The sequence below is a fragment of the Kribbella sp. NPDC054772 genome, assembly GCF_053611945.1.
Genome location: NZ_JBSHBJ010000008.1, coordinates 253269 through 269862, shown reverse-complemented (window position 1 = coordinate 269862; position 16594 = coordinate 253269). Strand labels below are relative to the sequence as shown.

The window sequence follows — 16594 nt, the reverse complement described above, 5'->3', positions numbered from 1 at the left end:
CCTCGCGTCCCATCTGTAGCCCCTGAGTATCAGTTCGGACGCCGAGCCTCCTCCAAAAGTTGGAGAGACCGCCCCTCCGGTCAGATGAAGCTTCGGCAAACACAAGCTGACTACGCTGGGCGACGTGAAGGGACTCTGGCGGAGATTGTCGCAGGGGCAGCAGGATCTGCTGCTCGCCGCGGTGATCGGCGTGGTCTGGTTCGGGGCGCTGAACCTGATCAACGGGACCGGCCTGCGCCCGCGCAACCCCGCGGTCTCGGTGGTGACCGGGGTCTTCCTGGTCGCCACGGTCGCCTTCGCCCGCCGAACGCCGCGCACGATGCTGCTCGTCGTCTCGGTCCTCTACCCGTTCATGTACGCCGCGGTCGGCACCGGGCTCGCCGCTCAGCTCGGGCTGACGATCTTCGGTCAGCCGGAGATCAGCGACGCCGCGCTGCAGTCCGAGATCCATCTCGTCCCGCTGCTCGTCGTCGGGTACCTGGCCGCCGCGGCCGGGGTCCGGCGCTTCACGTGTCTGTTCTTCACCATGGGCAGCCTGGCGGGCCTGATGATCGGTCTGCCGACGGTCGTCGCGATCGTCCTCGGGCGCGTGAACCGCGACATCCTGCTCGGCGACCGCTACCAGAGCCTGCCGCGGAACGTGGCCAGCCTGTACTCCTACATCGACGTCTCACTGTTCGTGTTCGCCGAGGCCCTGATCTGCGGCATGGTGCTGCTCGGCGCGGACGCCCGGCGGCGCCGGAAGTCGGTCGCGCTGCTCGAGCAGCGCAACGCGGAGCTGATCCGGTTGCGCGCCGTCGAGGCCGAGCGGGCGGCGGTCGCGGAACGGACCCGGATCGCCCGCGACCTGCACGACGTGATCTCGCACCACGTGAGCGCGGTGGTGATCCGGGCGCAGGCCGCGGACCGGGTCGCCGACCAGCGGCCCGAGGTCCTCCGGGAGGCGATCCGCTGGATCATTGCCAGCGGCAAGGAGGCGCTGACCGCGATGCGGGAGACCGTCCGGGTGCTGAACACCGCCTCGCCGCAGGTCGCCGGCGACACCGGCTCCGGCGGCGGGACCGCGCCGGTGCCCGACCTGGCGGACGTCGCGCGGATGGGCGAACGGCTGAAAGCGGTCGGGATCGACGTGACGATGGACCTCCCGCCACGGCAGCGGCAGCTCACGTCGGCGACCGACCTGACCGCGGTGCGGATCATCCAGGAGGCGCTGACCAACGTGATGGTGCACGCGAAGGCGACCGCGGCGCGGGTGACCTGGCAGAGTGGGCCACAGGGCGAGCTGCTGACCATCGACGACAACGGGAACGGCGGCCCGCCACCGGTGAACGTGCTGGAGACCGCGCGGCGGAACGAGAGTGGCCGCGGCAACGGGTTGATCGGGATGCGGGAACGGGCCACCGCGGTCGGCGGCACCCTCGCCGTCGCGGCCGGGCCCCTGGGTGGATGGAGAGTGCAGGCATGGTTGCCCCCGCAGAACTGAGCCCCGGCGGCCCCGATGGCCCCGGCCCGGGCCAGAGCGAGCCGATCCGGATCCTGGTCGCCGACGACCAGGGCGTGATCCGGATGGGGCTGGCGATGATCCTCGACCACGAGCCGGACCTGACCACGGTCGCCCAGGCCGAGAACGGCGCGGAGGCGCTCCGGCTGATCGACCAGTACGACCCGGACGTGGTGCTGATGGACATCCGGATGCCGGTGATGGACGGTCTGGTCGCCACCGAGCGGATCACCTCCGCGAACCGGGCGGCCGGTCGCGCGCGTCCCGCCGTACTGGTGCTGACGACGTTCGACGACGAGGCGTATGTGCTGGCGGCGGTGCGGGCCGGGGCGTCCGGGTTCCTGCTGAAGGACACCGATCCGGATCTGCTGGTGTCGGCCGTGCGGGCGGTGTACCGCGGTGACTCGCTGGTCGACCCGGCCTCGACGCGGGTACTGCTGGAGCGCTGCATGGAGCTGGAGCGCCAGGTCGACGGCGGTACGGCGCCCGCGGCGCCGGCGCAACCGGATCCGCGGTGGGTCGGACTGCTCGGTCAGCTGAGTGAGCGGGAGCGCGAGATCCTGGTCTGGATGGCGCGCGGGTTGTCGAACCGCGACCTCGCGGCGAAGCTGTTCGTCAGCGAGACCACGATCAAGACCCATGTCAGCTCTGTGCTGTCGAAACTCGGGCTGTCCAGCCGGGTGCAGGCGGTCGTCGTCGCGTACGAGGCCGGGGTGGTCCGGCCGGGCGAAGCTGACGTGCGCTGGGACTCCTAGTCGCTAGAGGAACAGCCAGACCCCCAGGGCCACGACGGCGAGCAGGATCAGAACGGTTACGGCTTGGCTCAGCGCCGACGCCTGGCGGCGTCGGGGTAGGAAGTCCCCAGTCATGCTTCCAGAGTCGCTCGCGGAACCGCCGCACCCATCGGCCGTCAGGATGGTTCCGGTCTACTACCTGAGGATGAGCTGGTTGCCTGGAGCCCCTGCTTCCGTCGGTCCCCGGTTGCGCCCCGGTCGTCCTCAGGCGTCCTCAGGTGCCGAAGTATTCGGCGCGGACCTTCTTCGGGACGCACATCGACCAGGCCTCCAGGATCAGCTCGCGGAGCTCGGCGTGGTCCAGGGCGGCCAGCCGGACCTGGATCCAGCGGAAGCGCTCGTCGGACGGGCGGGGCGGGAAGAACTTGTCCGGCTCGGCGGCCAGCGCGGCAGCCCGCTCCTCGCGCGGGAACCCGATACCGATCGTCTGCTCGTCCGGAGCGACCGCGAGGTACACGATCTGACCGACCCGGAACTTGATCTGGTCCCGGACCAGAACCTCGTAGCTGCGCGGCAGGTCCGCGGTGATGGCGCGGATATCGGTGAGATCGACCACGCTCCCACGATAGACAGCGAATCCTGACAGCTGATGTCAGTGTTTTCGTCGGTACCGTGGTCTGATGCCTGCAGTAGTGAGCGCGGTCGAAGGTGCCGAGGTGGTGTTCCGCCTCGGTGACGCCGCGCATGCCTTCACCGGCGTCCGGCTGTGGCAGGAGCTCGGGTTGCCTGCCGAGGTGCTGGAGTTCAAGCCGGTCGACTTCGGGTGGGAGCTGCGGCTGCCACGGCCGGCGGTGCACCGGATGGAGTACCTGTTCGACATCGCCGACCTCGGGATGCGGACCGATCCGACGAACCCGCGGGTGGTCGGCGGGGCGTTCGGCGACCACTCGTGGCTGCCGCTGCCCGGGTACGTCGAGCCCGCGTGGATCGCCGTACCGCCTATCGCGGCCACGCTGACGCCGCTGACCGTGGATTCCCCGGTCGGCGCGGTCGACGTGCAGGTGTGGGCGCCGGAGGGGATCGCGCCGGGGTTCGAGCTGCCGTTGCTGCTGTCGCACGACGGTCCCGAGTTCGCGACGTACGCCGGGCTCACGCATTACGCGGGGGCGATGATCGCGGGCGGTTCGCTCCCGCCGTTCCGGTTGGCGCTGATCCGGCCGACCTCGCGGAACCTCTGGTACGCCGCGAATCCGCAGTACGCCGAGGCGCTGACGCAGTACGTGCTGCCTGCTGTGCAGACGGCGTACCGGAGTCGGCGGCCGGTGATTATGGGCGCCAGCCTGGGCGCGCTCGCGGCGCTGCACGCGGAATGGAATTTTCCGAACACGTTTTCCGGGCTGTTCCTGCAGTCGGGGTCGTTCTTCACGCTAGCGACCGATCCGCAGGAGTCGAAGTTCGAGTACTTCGCCGCGGTGACCGGGTTCGTCGAGCAGGTGCTGACGGCAACCGCGGCGCCGAGTACGCCGCCGGTCGGGATGACCGCCGGGACCACCGAGGAGAACGTGCACAACAACCGGGTGCTGGCCGCGCGGCTGGCCGAGCTCGGGTTCGCCGTACGGTTCGACGAAACTCCGGACATGCACAACTTCACAGCCTGGCGGGATGTGCTGGATCCTGATCTGACAGAACTACTGCGGCAGACCTGGGGTGGGGCTGATGGAACGGGAGCAGGTCGAGTTGGAGGCGCCGGGGCTTGACCGCCCCGGCACCCTGATCCGGTACGGGCACTTCGGCCGCCCGGTGCTGGTCTTCCCGAGCGAGCAGGGCCGCGCCTGGGACTACGAGAACAACGGGATGGTCGACGCCGTCGCGGACCTGATCGAGGCCGGCCGGGTGAAGCTGTACTGCGTCGACTCCTACGACCACGTCAGCTGGTCGGACCGCAGCATCCAGCTCGAGGTCCGCGCGCGGCGGCACGAGCTGTACGAGTCCTGGATCGTGAACCAGGTCGTGCCGACGATCAGCTCGGACTCCCCCGGTGTCGCCGACATCATCACGACCGGGTGCAGCCTGGGCGCCTTCCACGCGCTGAACTTCGCGTTCAAGCGGGCCGACCTGTTCCCGATCGCGATCTGCCAGTCGGGCAACTACGACGCGGCCAGCTGGCATGCGTGGGGCGAGCGCGGCGACGCGACGTACTTCAACAACCCGGCCGACTATCTGCCGAACCTCTCCGGCGAGCATCTCGACTGGCTGCGGCAGCGGCTGTTCCTGCTGCTCACGGTCGGCCAGGGCGACTGGGAGACGCATCCGACCGGCTCGTTGCCGTCGGCCCGCGCGACCGCCGCCGTACTCGAGTCCAAAGGCATCCCGCATGAGCTGGACGTGTGGGGGTACGACGTAGCTCATGACTGGCCGTGGTGGCAGCGACAGCTCGCCCACCACCTGCCCCGATTCTGTTAGGAGCACCTATGTCTGACCGCTCACGGCATCTGATCGGGTTGTTGCTCGGGGCCGAGGAGGACTGGCCGCGAGCCTTCGAGGCGCTGCTGCAGCGCCTCGGTCCGGTGACCATCGACGGGCGCGAGCACGAGTTCGGCTCCCGGCGGCTCACCATCGAGCCGTTCGACCTGAACGACCCGGTGCGGGTCGGGCTGGTGATCGACCGGCTCGCGTACTGGTACTACCACCCGCGCGAGTGGCTGAAGAAGGCCGCGCTGATGAACGGGACGTACCTGCTGAACTCGCCGTTCACGTTCCAGTCGATGGAGAAGCACTCGGCGTACTGCGCGATGCTCCGCCTCGGGCTGAAGATCCCGCGGACCGTGCTCGTGCCGTACAAGAACCCGGTGGACAACGTCCGCTGGGCGTACACGTCGGCGAAGTACAACCAGTCCTTCGACCTGGACGCCATCGCCGACGACCTCGGATACCCGCTGTACATGAAGCCCTTCGACGGCGGCGGCTGGCGGGGCGTCTCGCGGATCCGGGATCGTGACGACCTGCACCGGGCGTACGACGAGTCCGGCGAGATGCTGATGCACCTGCAGGCCACCATCGACTACGACAAGTTCGCCCGCGCGCTCTCGATCGGCGCCGAGACGATGGTGATGGACTTCCGCCCGGACGAGCCGATGCACAACCGGTACGCCGTCTCGCACGACTTCCTGTCGCCGTCGGCCGGTCACCAGGCGGTGGCGATCAGCCGGATCGTGAACGCGTTCTTCGGCTGGGAGTTCAACTCCTGCGAAATGCTGGTGCAGGGCGACTCGGTCCATCCGATCGACTACGCCAACGCCTGCCCGGACGTCGCGGTGACCTCGCTGCACTACTACTTCCCGTGGGCGCTGAGCGCGCTGGTCAAATGGTCGGTGTTCTGCCTGGCGACGGGCCGGCGCTCGTCGGTCGACCTGCGCACCGAGCGGTACTTCGAGATCGCGGACGACGAGACGCTCGACTACGACGCCAAGCTCGAGGCGTACCTGACGCTCGCGGACGAGCACTTCGAAACCGCGAAGTACCACGAATGGTGTGCCGCGCACCTGGGCGACTTCGACCTGCGCGTCCGCGACTGGGTGGCCGGACCCGACTTCGAGCGCCTGCTGCGGGACACCGTCGCGGCGACCTATCCCGCGCACGAACAGGACAGGTTCCTCGCCCATTTCAAGGGCCTGACCGACCTCTGGCTGGCCGATCAGGCAGGCTAGAGGGCGTGCGTGACTCCGAAGTACCGGCATGGTGGCAGCGACTAGGGCTCGACGGGCTGGTGGACGTCCACGTCCACTTCCTGCCGGACCGGATGCTCAACGCGGTCTGGTCGTACTTCGACCAGGCCTCGCAGCACTACGGGACCGAGTGGCCGATCACCTACCGCACGTCGGTCGAGGAGCGGCTGAAGACCCTGGATGCGCTGGGGGTGCGGGCGTTTCCGGCGCTGGTGTACCCGCACAAGCCTGGCATGGCCTCTTCGCTCAACGAGTGGGCGCGCGACTTCGCTGCGGGCACCCCTGGCTGTGTGCCCAGCGGCACGTTCTATCCGGAGCCTGAGGCGTCGGATTACGTCCGGGAGGCGTTGGAGCTCGGGACGCGGATCTTCAAGGTGCATGTCCAGGTCGGCGACTACGATCCGCGGTCGGGGGAGCTGGACGATGTCTGGGGGCAGTTGGCGGAGGCCGGCGTACCTGTGGTCGTGCACTGCGGGTCGGGTCCGATTCCGGGGCGCCATACCGGGCCTGGGCCGATGGGTGAGGTGCTGCGGCGGCATCCCCGGTTGACTGCGGTGATTGCTCACCTGGGCATGCCCGAGTATGCCGAGCATCTGGCGCTGACGTCGTACCCGAACGTTCATCTGGATACGACGATGGCGCTGACTCCTTTCACGGAAAAGCTGATGCCGTTCCCGCGCGACCTGGTTCCGCGGCTTGGTGATCTGCAGGAGCGGATCGTGCTGGGGACGGACTTTCCGAGCATTCCTTATGAGTACGCGGTTCAGCTCTCTGCGCTGGAGGAGCTGGGGCTCGGGGACGAGTGGCTGCGCGCGGTCTGCTGGGACAACGGCGCTCGACTGCTGGGCATTTAGTTGCTCTTGGCAAGATCCACAGGTGTGGACAAGAATTTCCCTTGAAAATAAGGGGTTCTGGGTTTGGGAAGTGTCGGTGGGTGTGCCTAGAGTTGGTGCATGGAGACACTGGGTGAGCGACCGGTCTGGTCGATGAGTGGCAGCGAGATGCTGGACACCATCGATCAGCTCGACGCCGAGCTCGCGCGCCTGGAAACGTACCGCCTGCAGGTCATCGCGGGTCTCGACGCCGTCGGGTACGCGAAGGAAATCGGGGCGCAGGACACGACCCAACTCCTCGAGTACCGCTTCCTGCTGGACCACGTTCGCGCCCGCCGCGACGTACGCCTCGCACTAGCCCTCCCGAAATACCCCGCCGTCGCGAACGCCCTCCCAACCGTCGACTCGCGTGACCCCGGCGCCGACTCGCCTGGCTCCGGGGCCGATCCGGCCGTCGACTCGGGTGACTCCGTCGACTCTCGTGACGAGGACGTGCCACGTCTGCGGCCTGCGCAGGCCGAGGCGATCGTGTCCGCGCTCGAACAGGTCCCTTCGACCGTCCCCGTCGAGGATCTCGAGGTCGTCGAGCGCGAACTCGTCGGCCTGGCCCGCCACCTCTGCCCCGCCGAGCTCCGCAAAGCCGGCCAACGAGCCCGCGACATCCTCGACACCGACGGCCCCGAACCCGAGGAACAAAAGGCGTACGCACGCGAGACGCTCACCCTCAGCACCGCAGACCGCGGCGTCAAGTTCCGCGGCTACCTCGCCAACGAGAACGCCGAACTCCTCCGCGCCCTCATCCACGCCGGCGCCCGCCCCCACAAAACCCTCGACGGCCAGCCAGACCCCCGCCCCCACGACAAGCGCCAAGCCGACGCCCTCACCACAGCCCTAACCGTCGCCGCCACCACCCTAGACACCCCAACCCCAGCCAACCACCAGTCGAACTCCGCCGATCACGCAAGCGGGCCGACTACCGGTAACCACGCGGGTGAGGCGAACGCTGCTAGTCACGCGAGCGAGGCGAATGCTGGTGCTCACGCGAGCGGGCCGAACACCGCCGGGCACACGCGTGGGGCGACCGCTCCCGGGCGCACGGGTGAGGCGAATGCTGGCGCTCACGCGGGTGAGGCGAACACTGCTGGGCACACGACCGAGGAGAACGCTGGTAGCCACGCGAGCGGCGCGAACGCTGCCGGGCGCACGGGTCAGGCGAATGCTGGTGGTCACGCGGGATGGTCGAAGACTGCTGGGCACGCGCGTGGGGCGAACGTTGCTGGTTACGCGGATGGGTCGAGTGATGGTGGAACTGACGGGCAGGTTCCAGGCTTCGGCGCGAAGGCGAACATCACGGTCACCATCGACCTGGCCGACCTCCAGTCAGCAGCAGCCGACGCAATCGGCGACGTCGTGTACGGCGACGGCCTCTCCGCCGCCGCCCTCCGCCTCCTGGCCTGCGACGCGAAAATCATCCCCCTGGTACTCGGCTCGACCTCCGAACCCCTAGACGTAGGCCGCTCCCAACGCCTGGTCACCCGATCGCTCCGCCGCGCCCTGAACGCCCGCGACCGCGGCTGCGTAGTCTGCGGCGCCCCACCCATCATGTGCGACGCCCACCACCTCACCTCCTGGCTCCACGGAGGAGAAACCAAACTCACCAACCTCGCCCTCCTCTGCCGCCGCCACCACCGAGCCCTCCACGCCGGCGAGTGGACCATCACCATCACCAACAACCAGGTCCACGTATCCCGCCCCACCTGGACCACCCCACCCCCTCCCCACGCCATCCACCCAACCCCACCCAACGCCCGACCACCCACAACTCCCACACCGACCCCCGCCACACCCCACACACCCACGCCCACATGCGCACCCACACCCGCAACTGCCCGCACGCACACGCCTGCACCCGCAACTGCCCGCACACCTACGCCTGCACCCACCGCAGCTCGGCCACCCACGGCTGCGCACACATCTGCCGCAGCACCCACCTTCACGAATGCGTCGGACCGCCCCACCCCGGCACCACCGTCCGACCACCCAACCCCGGCATTCGGCGCCATCGCCAACCGCTCGGCAATCGGACGGAAGCTGCTCACCAAGCTGGCATCAACCACAGAACCCGGCACCCCAGCCTCCGAGCGTTCCCTCCGCGAAGCCGCATCCCAAGCCATCTGGGGTGAATCCACAACCCCCGACGACCCACAAACCCTCGACAACCCCCACATTCAAACCACCGCGAGCCTCCCCGCCGACCAGCGCGTAGACCCCTGGGCCGATCCCCCAGCCGACGTCCCAGCCTCATCGCCACAATCAGCCGCCTGACCACCCCGCAGCAAACGCGCTCCCCCACGTCTCGATCAACGAGCCAAACCTCGGCCACGTACTCCGTGGCTCACGCGCGCACGTCGACGCACGGCGTGCGTACTCCACCCCGAGCACACCAGCGCGAACACACAGCAGCCGCAGGCTCGACACGAGCATCCGCGAACCCGCAACGACAAGCAGCAAAGCTCCATCACCAACGTCGCCCCAACCAAACGCTCCCTCGGTAGAACTCGCCGACGTTCAACGCGCAGCTCCACCCGACCGCACCCGCACGGACGCACAACAGCCGCAGGCGTAACACGAGCATCCGCGAACCCGCAGCGAGAAGCAGCACAGCTCCATCACCAACGTCGACGCGACCAAGCGCTCCCTCGGTCCCGCCCGCACGCCGACGTACAACGCGCAGCTCCACGCGACCGCACCCGCACGGACGCACGCAGGCCGCCGGGACCGGCAAGAGCACCATCGCGGACCCGGCGGACCCGGGCAGCGCGGGCAGCGCAGGCAGCGCGGGCAGCGCGGGCAGCGCGGGCAGCGCGGGCAGCGCGGGCAGCGCGGGCAGCGCGGGCAGCGCGGGCAGCGCGGGCAGCGCGGGCAGCGCGGGTCAATCACGGACGCCCCCCTCGGCGAGGCGCTCCGTCAGACCCGCCTGCAGGCGACGTACAGCGCGCATTTCCACCGGCAGCGCCCACACGGACGCACACCAGCCGCGGCACCAGGCAAGAGCATCCATCGCGGACCCCGCAGCGTTGGCGGCGCGGCTCAATCAACCGATGTCACCCTCGACCAGGCGCTGCGCCAGACCGGCCTGCGCGGCGACCTACAGCGCGCCCAGCAACGCGCTCCGGCACACGCACGCAGACCCGAACGCGAGCTTGCGGGTACTCCGCGACCTGGCGACACGGTGGCGGTGCTCCACCCGAGCACACCGGTGCGAACGTACACAGCAGTCGCCGGATGGTTGGTGGCATCGAGCTGATTCGTCACCTGGGCTGTTATCGCGGCCGGGCGGTTCTGGGCGGAGTTCGGCGGCGGCTGAGGATGTAGATGGTTGGGGTCGCGCCGTTGTACCTGAGGAGGCGTTGGCGCACGAGCTTCAGCGTTGGCTGTCGTTCGACGGCGGCGAGGAGGGTGCGCTTGTCTTCTGTGAGGAGGACGGCTCGCCCGTCGGTGGTCAGGACCCGGTCGAGCTCCTGTAAGAAGGCTGGGTACAGGCGCTGGTTGGCCCGATGACTGCCTACTTGCTTGCCGAACGGGAGGTTCGAGACAACCCGATCCATGCTGCGGGAGACCACCGGAAGCGCCTCCGCCGCGGCCCTGACGAGCGAAAGATCACCGCGAGCGGCGAGGGCCAGGGCGGTCGGGTCATGGTCCATACCCAGGACGGTTGCCGTCGGGACGCGGCGGCGTACGGACCGCAGGATGGTGCCCGTACCGCAGAACGGATCGAGCACACGCTGCGTCGGATGGATCTTCGCCAGCCGGACGAGCACCTCCGCGACGATCAGGTTCGTTGACCAGGGCAACCGTTCCGGACGGCCGAAGCGGCGGGTCCACGTGAGCGGGCCGTATTCGACAACCCCGTCGGCCAGGTTGACGTCCCAGTCGCGCGGCCGGTTCAGCCAGCCGAATCGTTGCTCGGTCGCGGCGATCAACTCCCGTCGACGCTCCGGATCGTCCGCGCCGACACGGAATCTGATCGGCGATGGAAGAGTGCTCAGTACGCCGCTCCGCAGCGACTCCTCGAGATCGCAGACGGCGACCGTCGAATACAACGCGCAGGCAGCGAGTTCATCCAGCGGCCCGTCGACAACGCACTGCACGGTGTCGGCCGACGGCTGGTGGATGGAATGGATGGACGGCATCGCGCGGAGTTCCTCGATGAGGAGATCCGCGGCGCCGTCGATCGTACGCAGGACAAGGTGATCGGTGACGCGGGCAACAACACCGCGTCCCGGCTCGGGAAGGCCGGACACAAGAAGGCTCCTGAAGGCTCGCGATCGACAGAACAGTCGAAGCGCGGCGTACGCACGTCACATCGGGCCGACTCCACCCCGGGAGCCCGCCGCGTCGGTCGCGCCTACGCCTTCAGAAACAACGCATCGCGGGCACCTTAATATGGCGCGCGCCGCCTCCTCACCTGGATTTACGATGCACGCGTGGAGTACGACGTACAGGAGCGTTCACCGGACGACCCCGAACTGACCGGCCTGCTCGAGGCCGCGTTCGCCGAACTCGTCAAGCGCAACGGCCCCGAGGGGCGCTCGCAGGTCAAGAGCGGCGCACGGTACTTCGTGGTGCTCGACGGCGAGGACCGTGCCGTCGGGTGCGGCGCCGTACAGGTGTTCGGCCCGGACACCGAGCACGCCGGCGACAGCGAGGTCAAGCGAATGTACGTCGCTCCACCGGCGCGCGGCCGGGGATACGCCCGCGCGTTGCTGGCCGGCCTGGAGAACGCGGCCCGCGCGGCCGACCATCCGGTACTGCGTCTGTCGACCAGCGAGCGGCAACCCGAAGCGATCGCACTCTACGAGTCGAGCGGATTCGTGCGGGTAGATCCGTGGGGCAAGTACGTCGCCGAACCAACCACCCGCTGCTACGGCAAGCGCATCGAGCCGCAAGGTATGTCCACGCACTGAGCCTGGACGGTGGGCGCCGATAGAATCTCGCGGTGGCGGGATCCCGGATCTACACGGTTGATCAGTTGCTCGAGGTGCTCGATCAGGTGGTGGGTGCGAGCGCTCGTGGCGATCGTTCGCACGCGTCGGCCGCGGAGTACTGGACCGGGTTGTTGACCACGCCTGGGCATCCGCTCGCAACCCAGCTCCCCGACGAACCTCTTGTCGACTGGCACGAGCGAGGGCTTCTCGGTGAGCTCGAAGGAAAGCGTGTTCTCGACGTCGGATGCGGCGGCGGACGGAACACGCGGTGGTTCGCCGAGCAGGGGGCGACGGTCGACGGGATCGACCTCGCCGCCGAGCTCCTCGACGTGGTCCGGCCGAACATGCCGGCCGAGGTCACGCTGACCGCTCTCGACGTACTGCGTGATCCGCTGCCGGCCGACACGTTCGACCTCGTGTACGACTCGGGCTGCTTCCACCACATCGCGCCGCACCGCCGGATCACTTACCTGCAACGGGTTCTGTCGCTGGTCCGACCCGGCGGGCGGTTCGGCATCGTCACCTTTGCGGCCGAGCGGATGGAGACGCCGAGCGATCTCGAGGTCGTCACCACCGGGGACACGTACGGCGGGATGACCTTCGCGCTCGACGACCTCCGCGTGATCTTCGGTGCACTCAATCCCGTTGAGCTCCGCGCCGTGCGGTCGGGCAGGGAGGACACCTTTGGGCCCGACTTCCTCAACGCCGGGCTGTTCACGGCCTAGAAACCAGTGGGTTCGCGGGTTGTGTAGGGCGCCCGTAGGGCTTCGACTTCTTCCGGGGTGAGGGTTAGGTCGAGGGCGGCTGCCGCGTCGGGGAGGTGGTGGGGCTTGGTGGGGCCGACGATGGGGGCGGTGACGGTTGGGTTGGTGAGGACCCAGGCCAGGGCTACCTGCGCCATTGGTACGCCGCGGGCTTCGGCGGCTCGTTGGACGGCGTCGACGACCGGCTTGTCGGAGTCGCTGAAGAAGCGGTCGGCGACCGGGTCGTTGCTGGCGCGCGTGGTCGACGTACCCCAGGGGCGGGCGAGGCGGCCCTTGGCCAGTGGGCTCCAGGGGATCGAGCCGACGCCCTGGTCGGCGAGCAGGCCGAACATCTCGCGCTCCTCCTCGCGTTGGGCGAGGCTGTACTGGTTCTGCATCGACACGAACCGGGTCCAGCCGTGCCGTTCCGCGGTGTGCTGCAGCTTCGCGAACTGCCACGCCCACATCGACGAGGCCCCGAGGTACCGCGCCTTGCCTGCCTTCACCACGTCGTGCAGGGCTGCCATCGTCTCCTCGACCGGAGTCTCCGGATCGAAGCGGTGGATCTGGTACAGGTCGACGTAATCGACCCCGAGGCGGGTGAGCGACGCGTCGATCTGCTCCATGATCGCCTTCCGCGACAGCCCCGCGCCGCCGGGCCCGTCGTGCATCCGGAAGTGCACCTTGGTGGCGAGCACGATGTCCTCGCGCCGCGAGTACTTGCGGATCGCGCGGCCGACGATCTCCTCCGACGTCCCGAAACCGTAGACGTTCGCGGTGTCCCAGAACGTGATCCCGAGGTCGAGCGCCTGCCGGAAGATCGGCTCGGCGGCCGTGTCGTCGAGCGCCCACTGGTTGAACCCGCGGGTGGTGTCCCCGAAGCTCATGCACCCGAGCGCGATCCGGCTCACCTTGAGTCCCGACGTACCAAGTCTCGTGTACTGCATCACACCGTCCTTTCCTCGGGGACCAGTCAACCCGGCGCGGCCCAGGCGTGGGAGTTCCTCCGGTTCGGGGTACTACCAGTGTCCCCTTCCCACTTCTCGGAACTCACCGTTGCTGACCCTATTTCAACGTTGTAAAGTGCTGGCGACCCCACCACACAGCATCACGGGAGAGTTCATGTCGCAGCCTCGCGCGGAGTACCCACGTCCGCAGTTCGTTCGGCCCGAATGGGTCAATTTGAACGGTGAGTGGCAGTTCGAGATCGACCGGTCGGACTCCGGGCTGGAGCGCGGCCTGCGTGATCGGGAGCTGACGCAGCGGATCGTCGTACCGTTCGCGCCGGAGACCGAGTTGTCCGGGATCGAGGACGTCGACTTCATGGAGGCGGTCTGGTACCGCACCACCGTCACGATCCCCGCCGACTGGGCCGGCAAGGAGGCGGTCCTGCACTTCCAGGCCGTCGACCACGACGCCACCGTCTGGGTGAACGGCCAGGAAGTCGTTCGGCACCGCGGCGGGTTCACCCCGTTCAGCGCCAACCTGCGCCACGTCGTCCAGCCCGGCGAGGAGGCGACGATCGTCGTCCGCGCCCGCGACACCCACCGCGGCCCGCAGGCGCGCGGCAAGCAGAGCCAGCTGTACGCGAACCACAGTTGCCTCTACACCCGGACCACCGGCATCTGGCAGACCGTCTGGCTCGAAGCGGTGCCGACGGTGCACCTGAAGCGCCCGCGGATCACCCCCGACGTGGCCGGCTCCAGCTTCCACCTCGAGGCCCCGCTGTCCGCGAACAAGGCCGGCTACAAGGTCCGCGCCGTCCTCAAGGACGCCGACGGCGAGGTCGCGACCGCCGAGGTGCGCGCCGACCTCGACCTGGCCCCGCGCCTCACCCTGCAGGTTCCGGCCGACCGCGTCCGGCTCTGGGACACCACGGATCCGCACCTGTACGACGTCCGCATCGAGCTGATCGATGCCGAGGGCAACGTCGCGGACGCCGCCGACTCGTACGCCGGCCTGCGCTCGGTGTCGATCAACGGCAAGGCGATCCTGATCAACGGCAAGCACGTCTTCCAGCGGCTCGTGCTGGACCAGGGCTACTGGCCGGAGAGCCTGATGACCGCCCCGTCCGAGGAGGCGATCGTCCGCGACATCGAGCTCAGCATCGCGGCCGGCTTCAACGGCGCGCGGCTGCACCAGAAGGTCTTCGAAGAGACATTCCTGTACCACGCGGACCGGCTCGGCTACCTGGTCTGGGGCGAGTTCGGCGACTGGGGCTCGGGCGTCGGCCACACCGGTGACGACAACCAGCAGCCGACCGCGACGTACGTCGGTCAGTGGCTCGAGGCGGTCGAGCGGGACTACAGCCACCCGAGCATCGTCGGTTGGTGCCCGCTGAACGAGACGCACCAGCTGCTGCACGACCGGATCACCCAGCTGGACGACGTCACCCGCGCGATGTTCCTCGCGACCAAGGCCGCCGACAGCAGCCGGCCGGTGCTGGACGCGTCCGGGTACTCGCACCGCGTGCCGGAGACCGACGTCTGGGACTCGCACAACTACGAGCAGGACCCGGCCGAGTTCGCGAAGCAGATGGCCGACCTGATCAACGACAACCCGTACGGGAACACCGGCGGCCCCGAGGGCAAGCCGATCTCCCTGGCGTACGACGGTCAGCCGTACTTCTGCAGCGAGTTCGGCGGCATCTGGTGGAACGCCGAAGCGGCAGCCGCGGGTCAGGATGGCCGCAGCGCCGAGTCCTGGGGTTACGGCCAGCGGGTCGCGAACGAGGAGGAGTTCTACACGCGCTTCGCCGGTCTCATCGACGCACTGCTCGACAACGAGTTGATGTTCGGTTACTGCTACACGCAGCTGACCGACGTCTTCCAGGAAGAGAACGGCATCTACAACTTCGACCGCAGCAACAAGCTCGACGTACCGCGGATCAAGGCGGTTCAGGAGCGTCAGGCCGCCTACGAGAAGGACTGAAGTCCGAGGCTGCCGACAGCGACCAGGACCCAGAGAATCGCACCGAGAAGGAGCGGCCTGGGTCCTGCGTCGCGCAGCTCACGCGGCCGCAGCGAGAGCCCGATCGCGGTGAGCGCGGCGGTGATCATCGTGCTGCCGATCACAGTGAGCGTCGGCAGCCAGGCTTCGGGTACGGCGCCCGCGGAGCGCAGCCCCGCCGCCGCGATGAAGCCGATCAGGAACAGCGGGACGAGTTTGCGCCACGGCAACGGTTTGCGGATCGAGGCCGTGGCGCCTTCGTACGAGCCCGTGGAGGTGGCGTTCAGCGCCCGCGCCGCGCGGTTCTCGCGGCGGATCTTGAGAGCCACCAGGGTGAGGACGATCGGGATCAGCGTCAGCGACCGGGTCAGCTTCACGACGATCGCCTGGTCGCCCGCCTGCTGGCTGTACGCGTAACCGGCCGCGACGACGGACGAGGTGTCGTTGACCGCCGTACCCGCCCAGAGCCCGAAGGCTTCGGGGCTCAGGTTGAGCAGATGGCCGAGCGGCGGGAAGGTCAGGACCGCGACGATGTTGAAGGTGAAGATCGTCGCGAGGGCGTAGGCGACCGAGGATCGCTTGGCGCCGATCGCCGCGGTGGCCGCCGCGATCGCCGAGCCGCCGCAGATCGCGGTACCGACGCCGATGAGCGTTTGGGTGTCGCCGCGTACGCCGAGGATTCGGCCGAAGAGCCACGCGCCGCCGAGGGCGAGCGCGAGGGTGCCGAGCATGACGGGCAGCGAGGAGACGCCGACGCGGGCGACCTGCTGCAGCGAGAGCCCGGTGCCGAGTACGACGATCGACAGCTGGAGCAGCGTCTTCGAGGCGAAGTCGTAGCCCGGGCGCCAGGCGTCGGAGCGCAGTACCGGGATGAAGGAGCCGGCGAGTACGCCGAGCAGAATTCCGAAAACCGGGCCACCTACCAGCGGCACCAACCGCCCGAGGGGCACCGCGACGGCGGTCAGCCCCAAAACGATCACCAACCCCCGCACTCGCCACACGGCAGAGCCGAGGCGACGGTGGATTGGCAGAACAGCAGAAGCCGCAGCAGTGGCGGGCTCGGCGTCCGCGGACCCGGCGGTGGCGGGGTCGACTGCGGCGGGGTCGGGACTGGTGGGAGC

The 16594-nt window shown here is 68.7% G+C and carries 14 protein-coding genes; 10 read left to right on the top strand and 4 right to left on the bottom strand.

All coding sequences use genetic code 11. The annotated features are described in order from the left end of the window. Positions 1–124 precede the first annotated feature (124 nt). A complete protein-coding gene (locus ACWGID_RS16540; protein ID WP_452197332.1) occupies positions 125–1483 on the top strand; it encodes a sensor histidine kinase in 1359 nt (452 codons plus the stop codon). Further along, the gene (locus tag ACWGID_RS16535; protein ID WP_452197331.1) at positions 1462–2256 is read left to right on the top strand and encodes a response regulator; all 795 of its coding nucleotides are present in this window, start codon (positions 1462–1464) and stop codon (positions 2254–2256) included. Before ACWGID_RS16540 ends, ACWGID_RS16535 begins: the two co-directional genes overlap by 22 nt. A gap of 253 nt (positions 2257–2509) precedes the next feature. On the opposite strand, the gene ACWGID_RS16530 is transcribed toward ACWGID_RS16535, so the two are convergent. Continuing rightward, on the bottom strand, positions 2510–2851 hold the full coding sequence (locus ACWGID_RS16530) for an MmcQ/YjbR family DNA-binding protein (RefSeq protein WP_452197330.1): 342 nt from the start codon (positions 2849–2851) through the stop codon (positions 2510–2512). A 64-nt stretch (positions 2852–2915) separates the two neighbouring features. Between ACWGID_RS16530 and ACWGID_RS16525 the strand changes: the two genes are divergently transcribed. The 5 genes from ACWGID_RS16525 to ACWGID_RS16505 all read left to right on the top strand — a co-directional run bounded on the left by ACWGID_RS16525 (position 2916) and on the right by ACWGID_RS16505 (position 9118). Then, complete coding sequence (locus ACWGID_RS16525; protein ID WP_452197329.1) at positions 2916–3992, top strand: alpha/beta hydrolase; 1077 nt, start codon at positions 2916–2918, stop codon at positions 3990–3992. Then, positions 3952–4698, top strand: a complete 747-nt coding sequence (locus tag ACWGID_RS16520) for an esterase family protein (protein WP_452197328.1) — start codon at positions 3952–3954, stop codon at positions 4696–4698. Before ACWGID_RS16525 ends, ACWGID_RS16520 begins: the two co-directional genes overlap by 41 nt. Positions 4699–4706: 8 nt before the next feature. Then, positions 4707–5942 (top strand): ATP-grasp domain-containing protein, encoded by a 1236-nt coding sequence (locus tag ACWGID_RS16515; RefSeq protein WP_452197327.1) that lies wholly within the window; start codon positions 4707–4709, stop codon positions 5940–5942. Between the two features lie 5 nt (positions 5943–5947). Beyond that, on the top strand, positions 5948–6814 hold the full coding sequence (locus tag ACWGID_RS16510; protein ID WP_452197326.1) for an amidohydrolase family protein: 867 nt from the start codon (positions 5948–5950) through the stop codon (positions 6812–6814). Positions 6815–6913: 99 nt separating this feature from the next. Continuing rightward, positions 6914–9118 (top strand): DUF222 domain-containing protein, encoded by a 2205-nt coding sequence (locus tag ACWGID_RS16505; RefSeq protein ID WP_452197325.1) that lies wholly within the window; start codon positions 6914–6916, stop codon positions 9116–9118. A gap of 998 nt (positions 9119–10116) precedes the next feature. On the opposite strand, the gene ACWGID_RS16500 is transcribed toward ACWGID_RS16505, so the two are convergent. Beyond that, positions 10117–11097: a TRM11 family SAM-dependent methyltransferase gene (locus ACWGID_RS16500; RefSeq protein WP_452197324.1), complete on the bottom strand. Its 981-nt coding sequence runs from the start codon at positions 11095–11097 to the stop codon at positions 10117–10119. Between the two features lie 183 nt (positions 11098–11280). On the opposite strand from ACWGID_RS16500, the gene ACWGID_RS16495 reads away from it, so the two are divergent. Both ACWGID_RS16495 and ACWGID_RS16490 read left to right on the top strand, forming a co-directional pair. Further along, complete coding sequence (locus ACWGID_RS16495) at positions 11281–11760, top strand: GNAT family N-acetyltransferase (RefSeq protein ID WP_452197323.1); 480 nt, start codon at positions 11281–11283, stop codon at positions 11758–11760. A gap of 32 nt (positions 11761–11792) precedes the next feature. Beyond that, positions 11793–12506: a class I SAM-dependent methyltransferase gene (locus tag ACWGID_RS16490; RefSeq protein WP_452197322.1), complete on the top strand. Its 714-nt coding sequence runs from the start codon at positions 11793–11795 to the stop codon at positions 12504–12506. On the opposite strand, the gene ACWGID_RS16485 is transcribed toward ACWGID_RS16490, so the two are convergent. Continuing rightward, positions 12503–13471, bottom strand: coding sequence for an aldo/keto reductase (locus tag ACWGID_RS16485; protein ID WP_452197321.1), 969 nt, complete (start codon positions 13469–13471; stop codon positions 12503–12505). The two genes, ACWGID_RS16490 and ACWGID_RS16485, sit on opposite strands and share 4 nt — an antisense overlap. Before the next feature lie 175 nt (positions 13472–13646). On the opposite strand from ACWGID_RS16485, the gene ACWGID_RS16480 reads away from it, so the two are divergent. After that, a complete protein-coding gene (locus tag ACWGID_RS16480) occupies positions 13647–15455 on the top strand; it encodes a glycoside hydrolase family 2 protein (protein ID WP_452197320.1) in 1809 nt (602 codons plus the stop codon). Here ACWGID_RS16480 and ACWGID_RS16475 read toward each other — a convergent pair. After that, positions 15440–16465 (bottom strand): YeiH family protein, encoded by a 1026-nt coding sequence (locus ACWGID_RS16475; protein ID WP_452197319.1) that lies wholly within the window; start codon positions 16463–16465, stop codon positions 15440–15442. The genes ACWGID_RS16480 and ACWGID_RS16475 overlap by 16 nt on opposite strands. Positions 16466–16594: the final 129 nt, after the last annotated feature.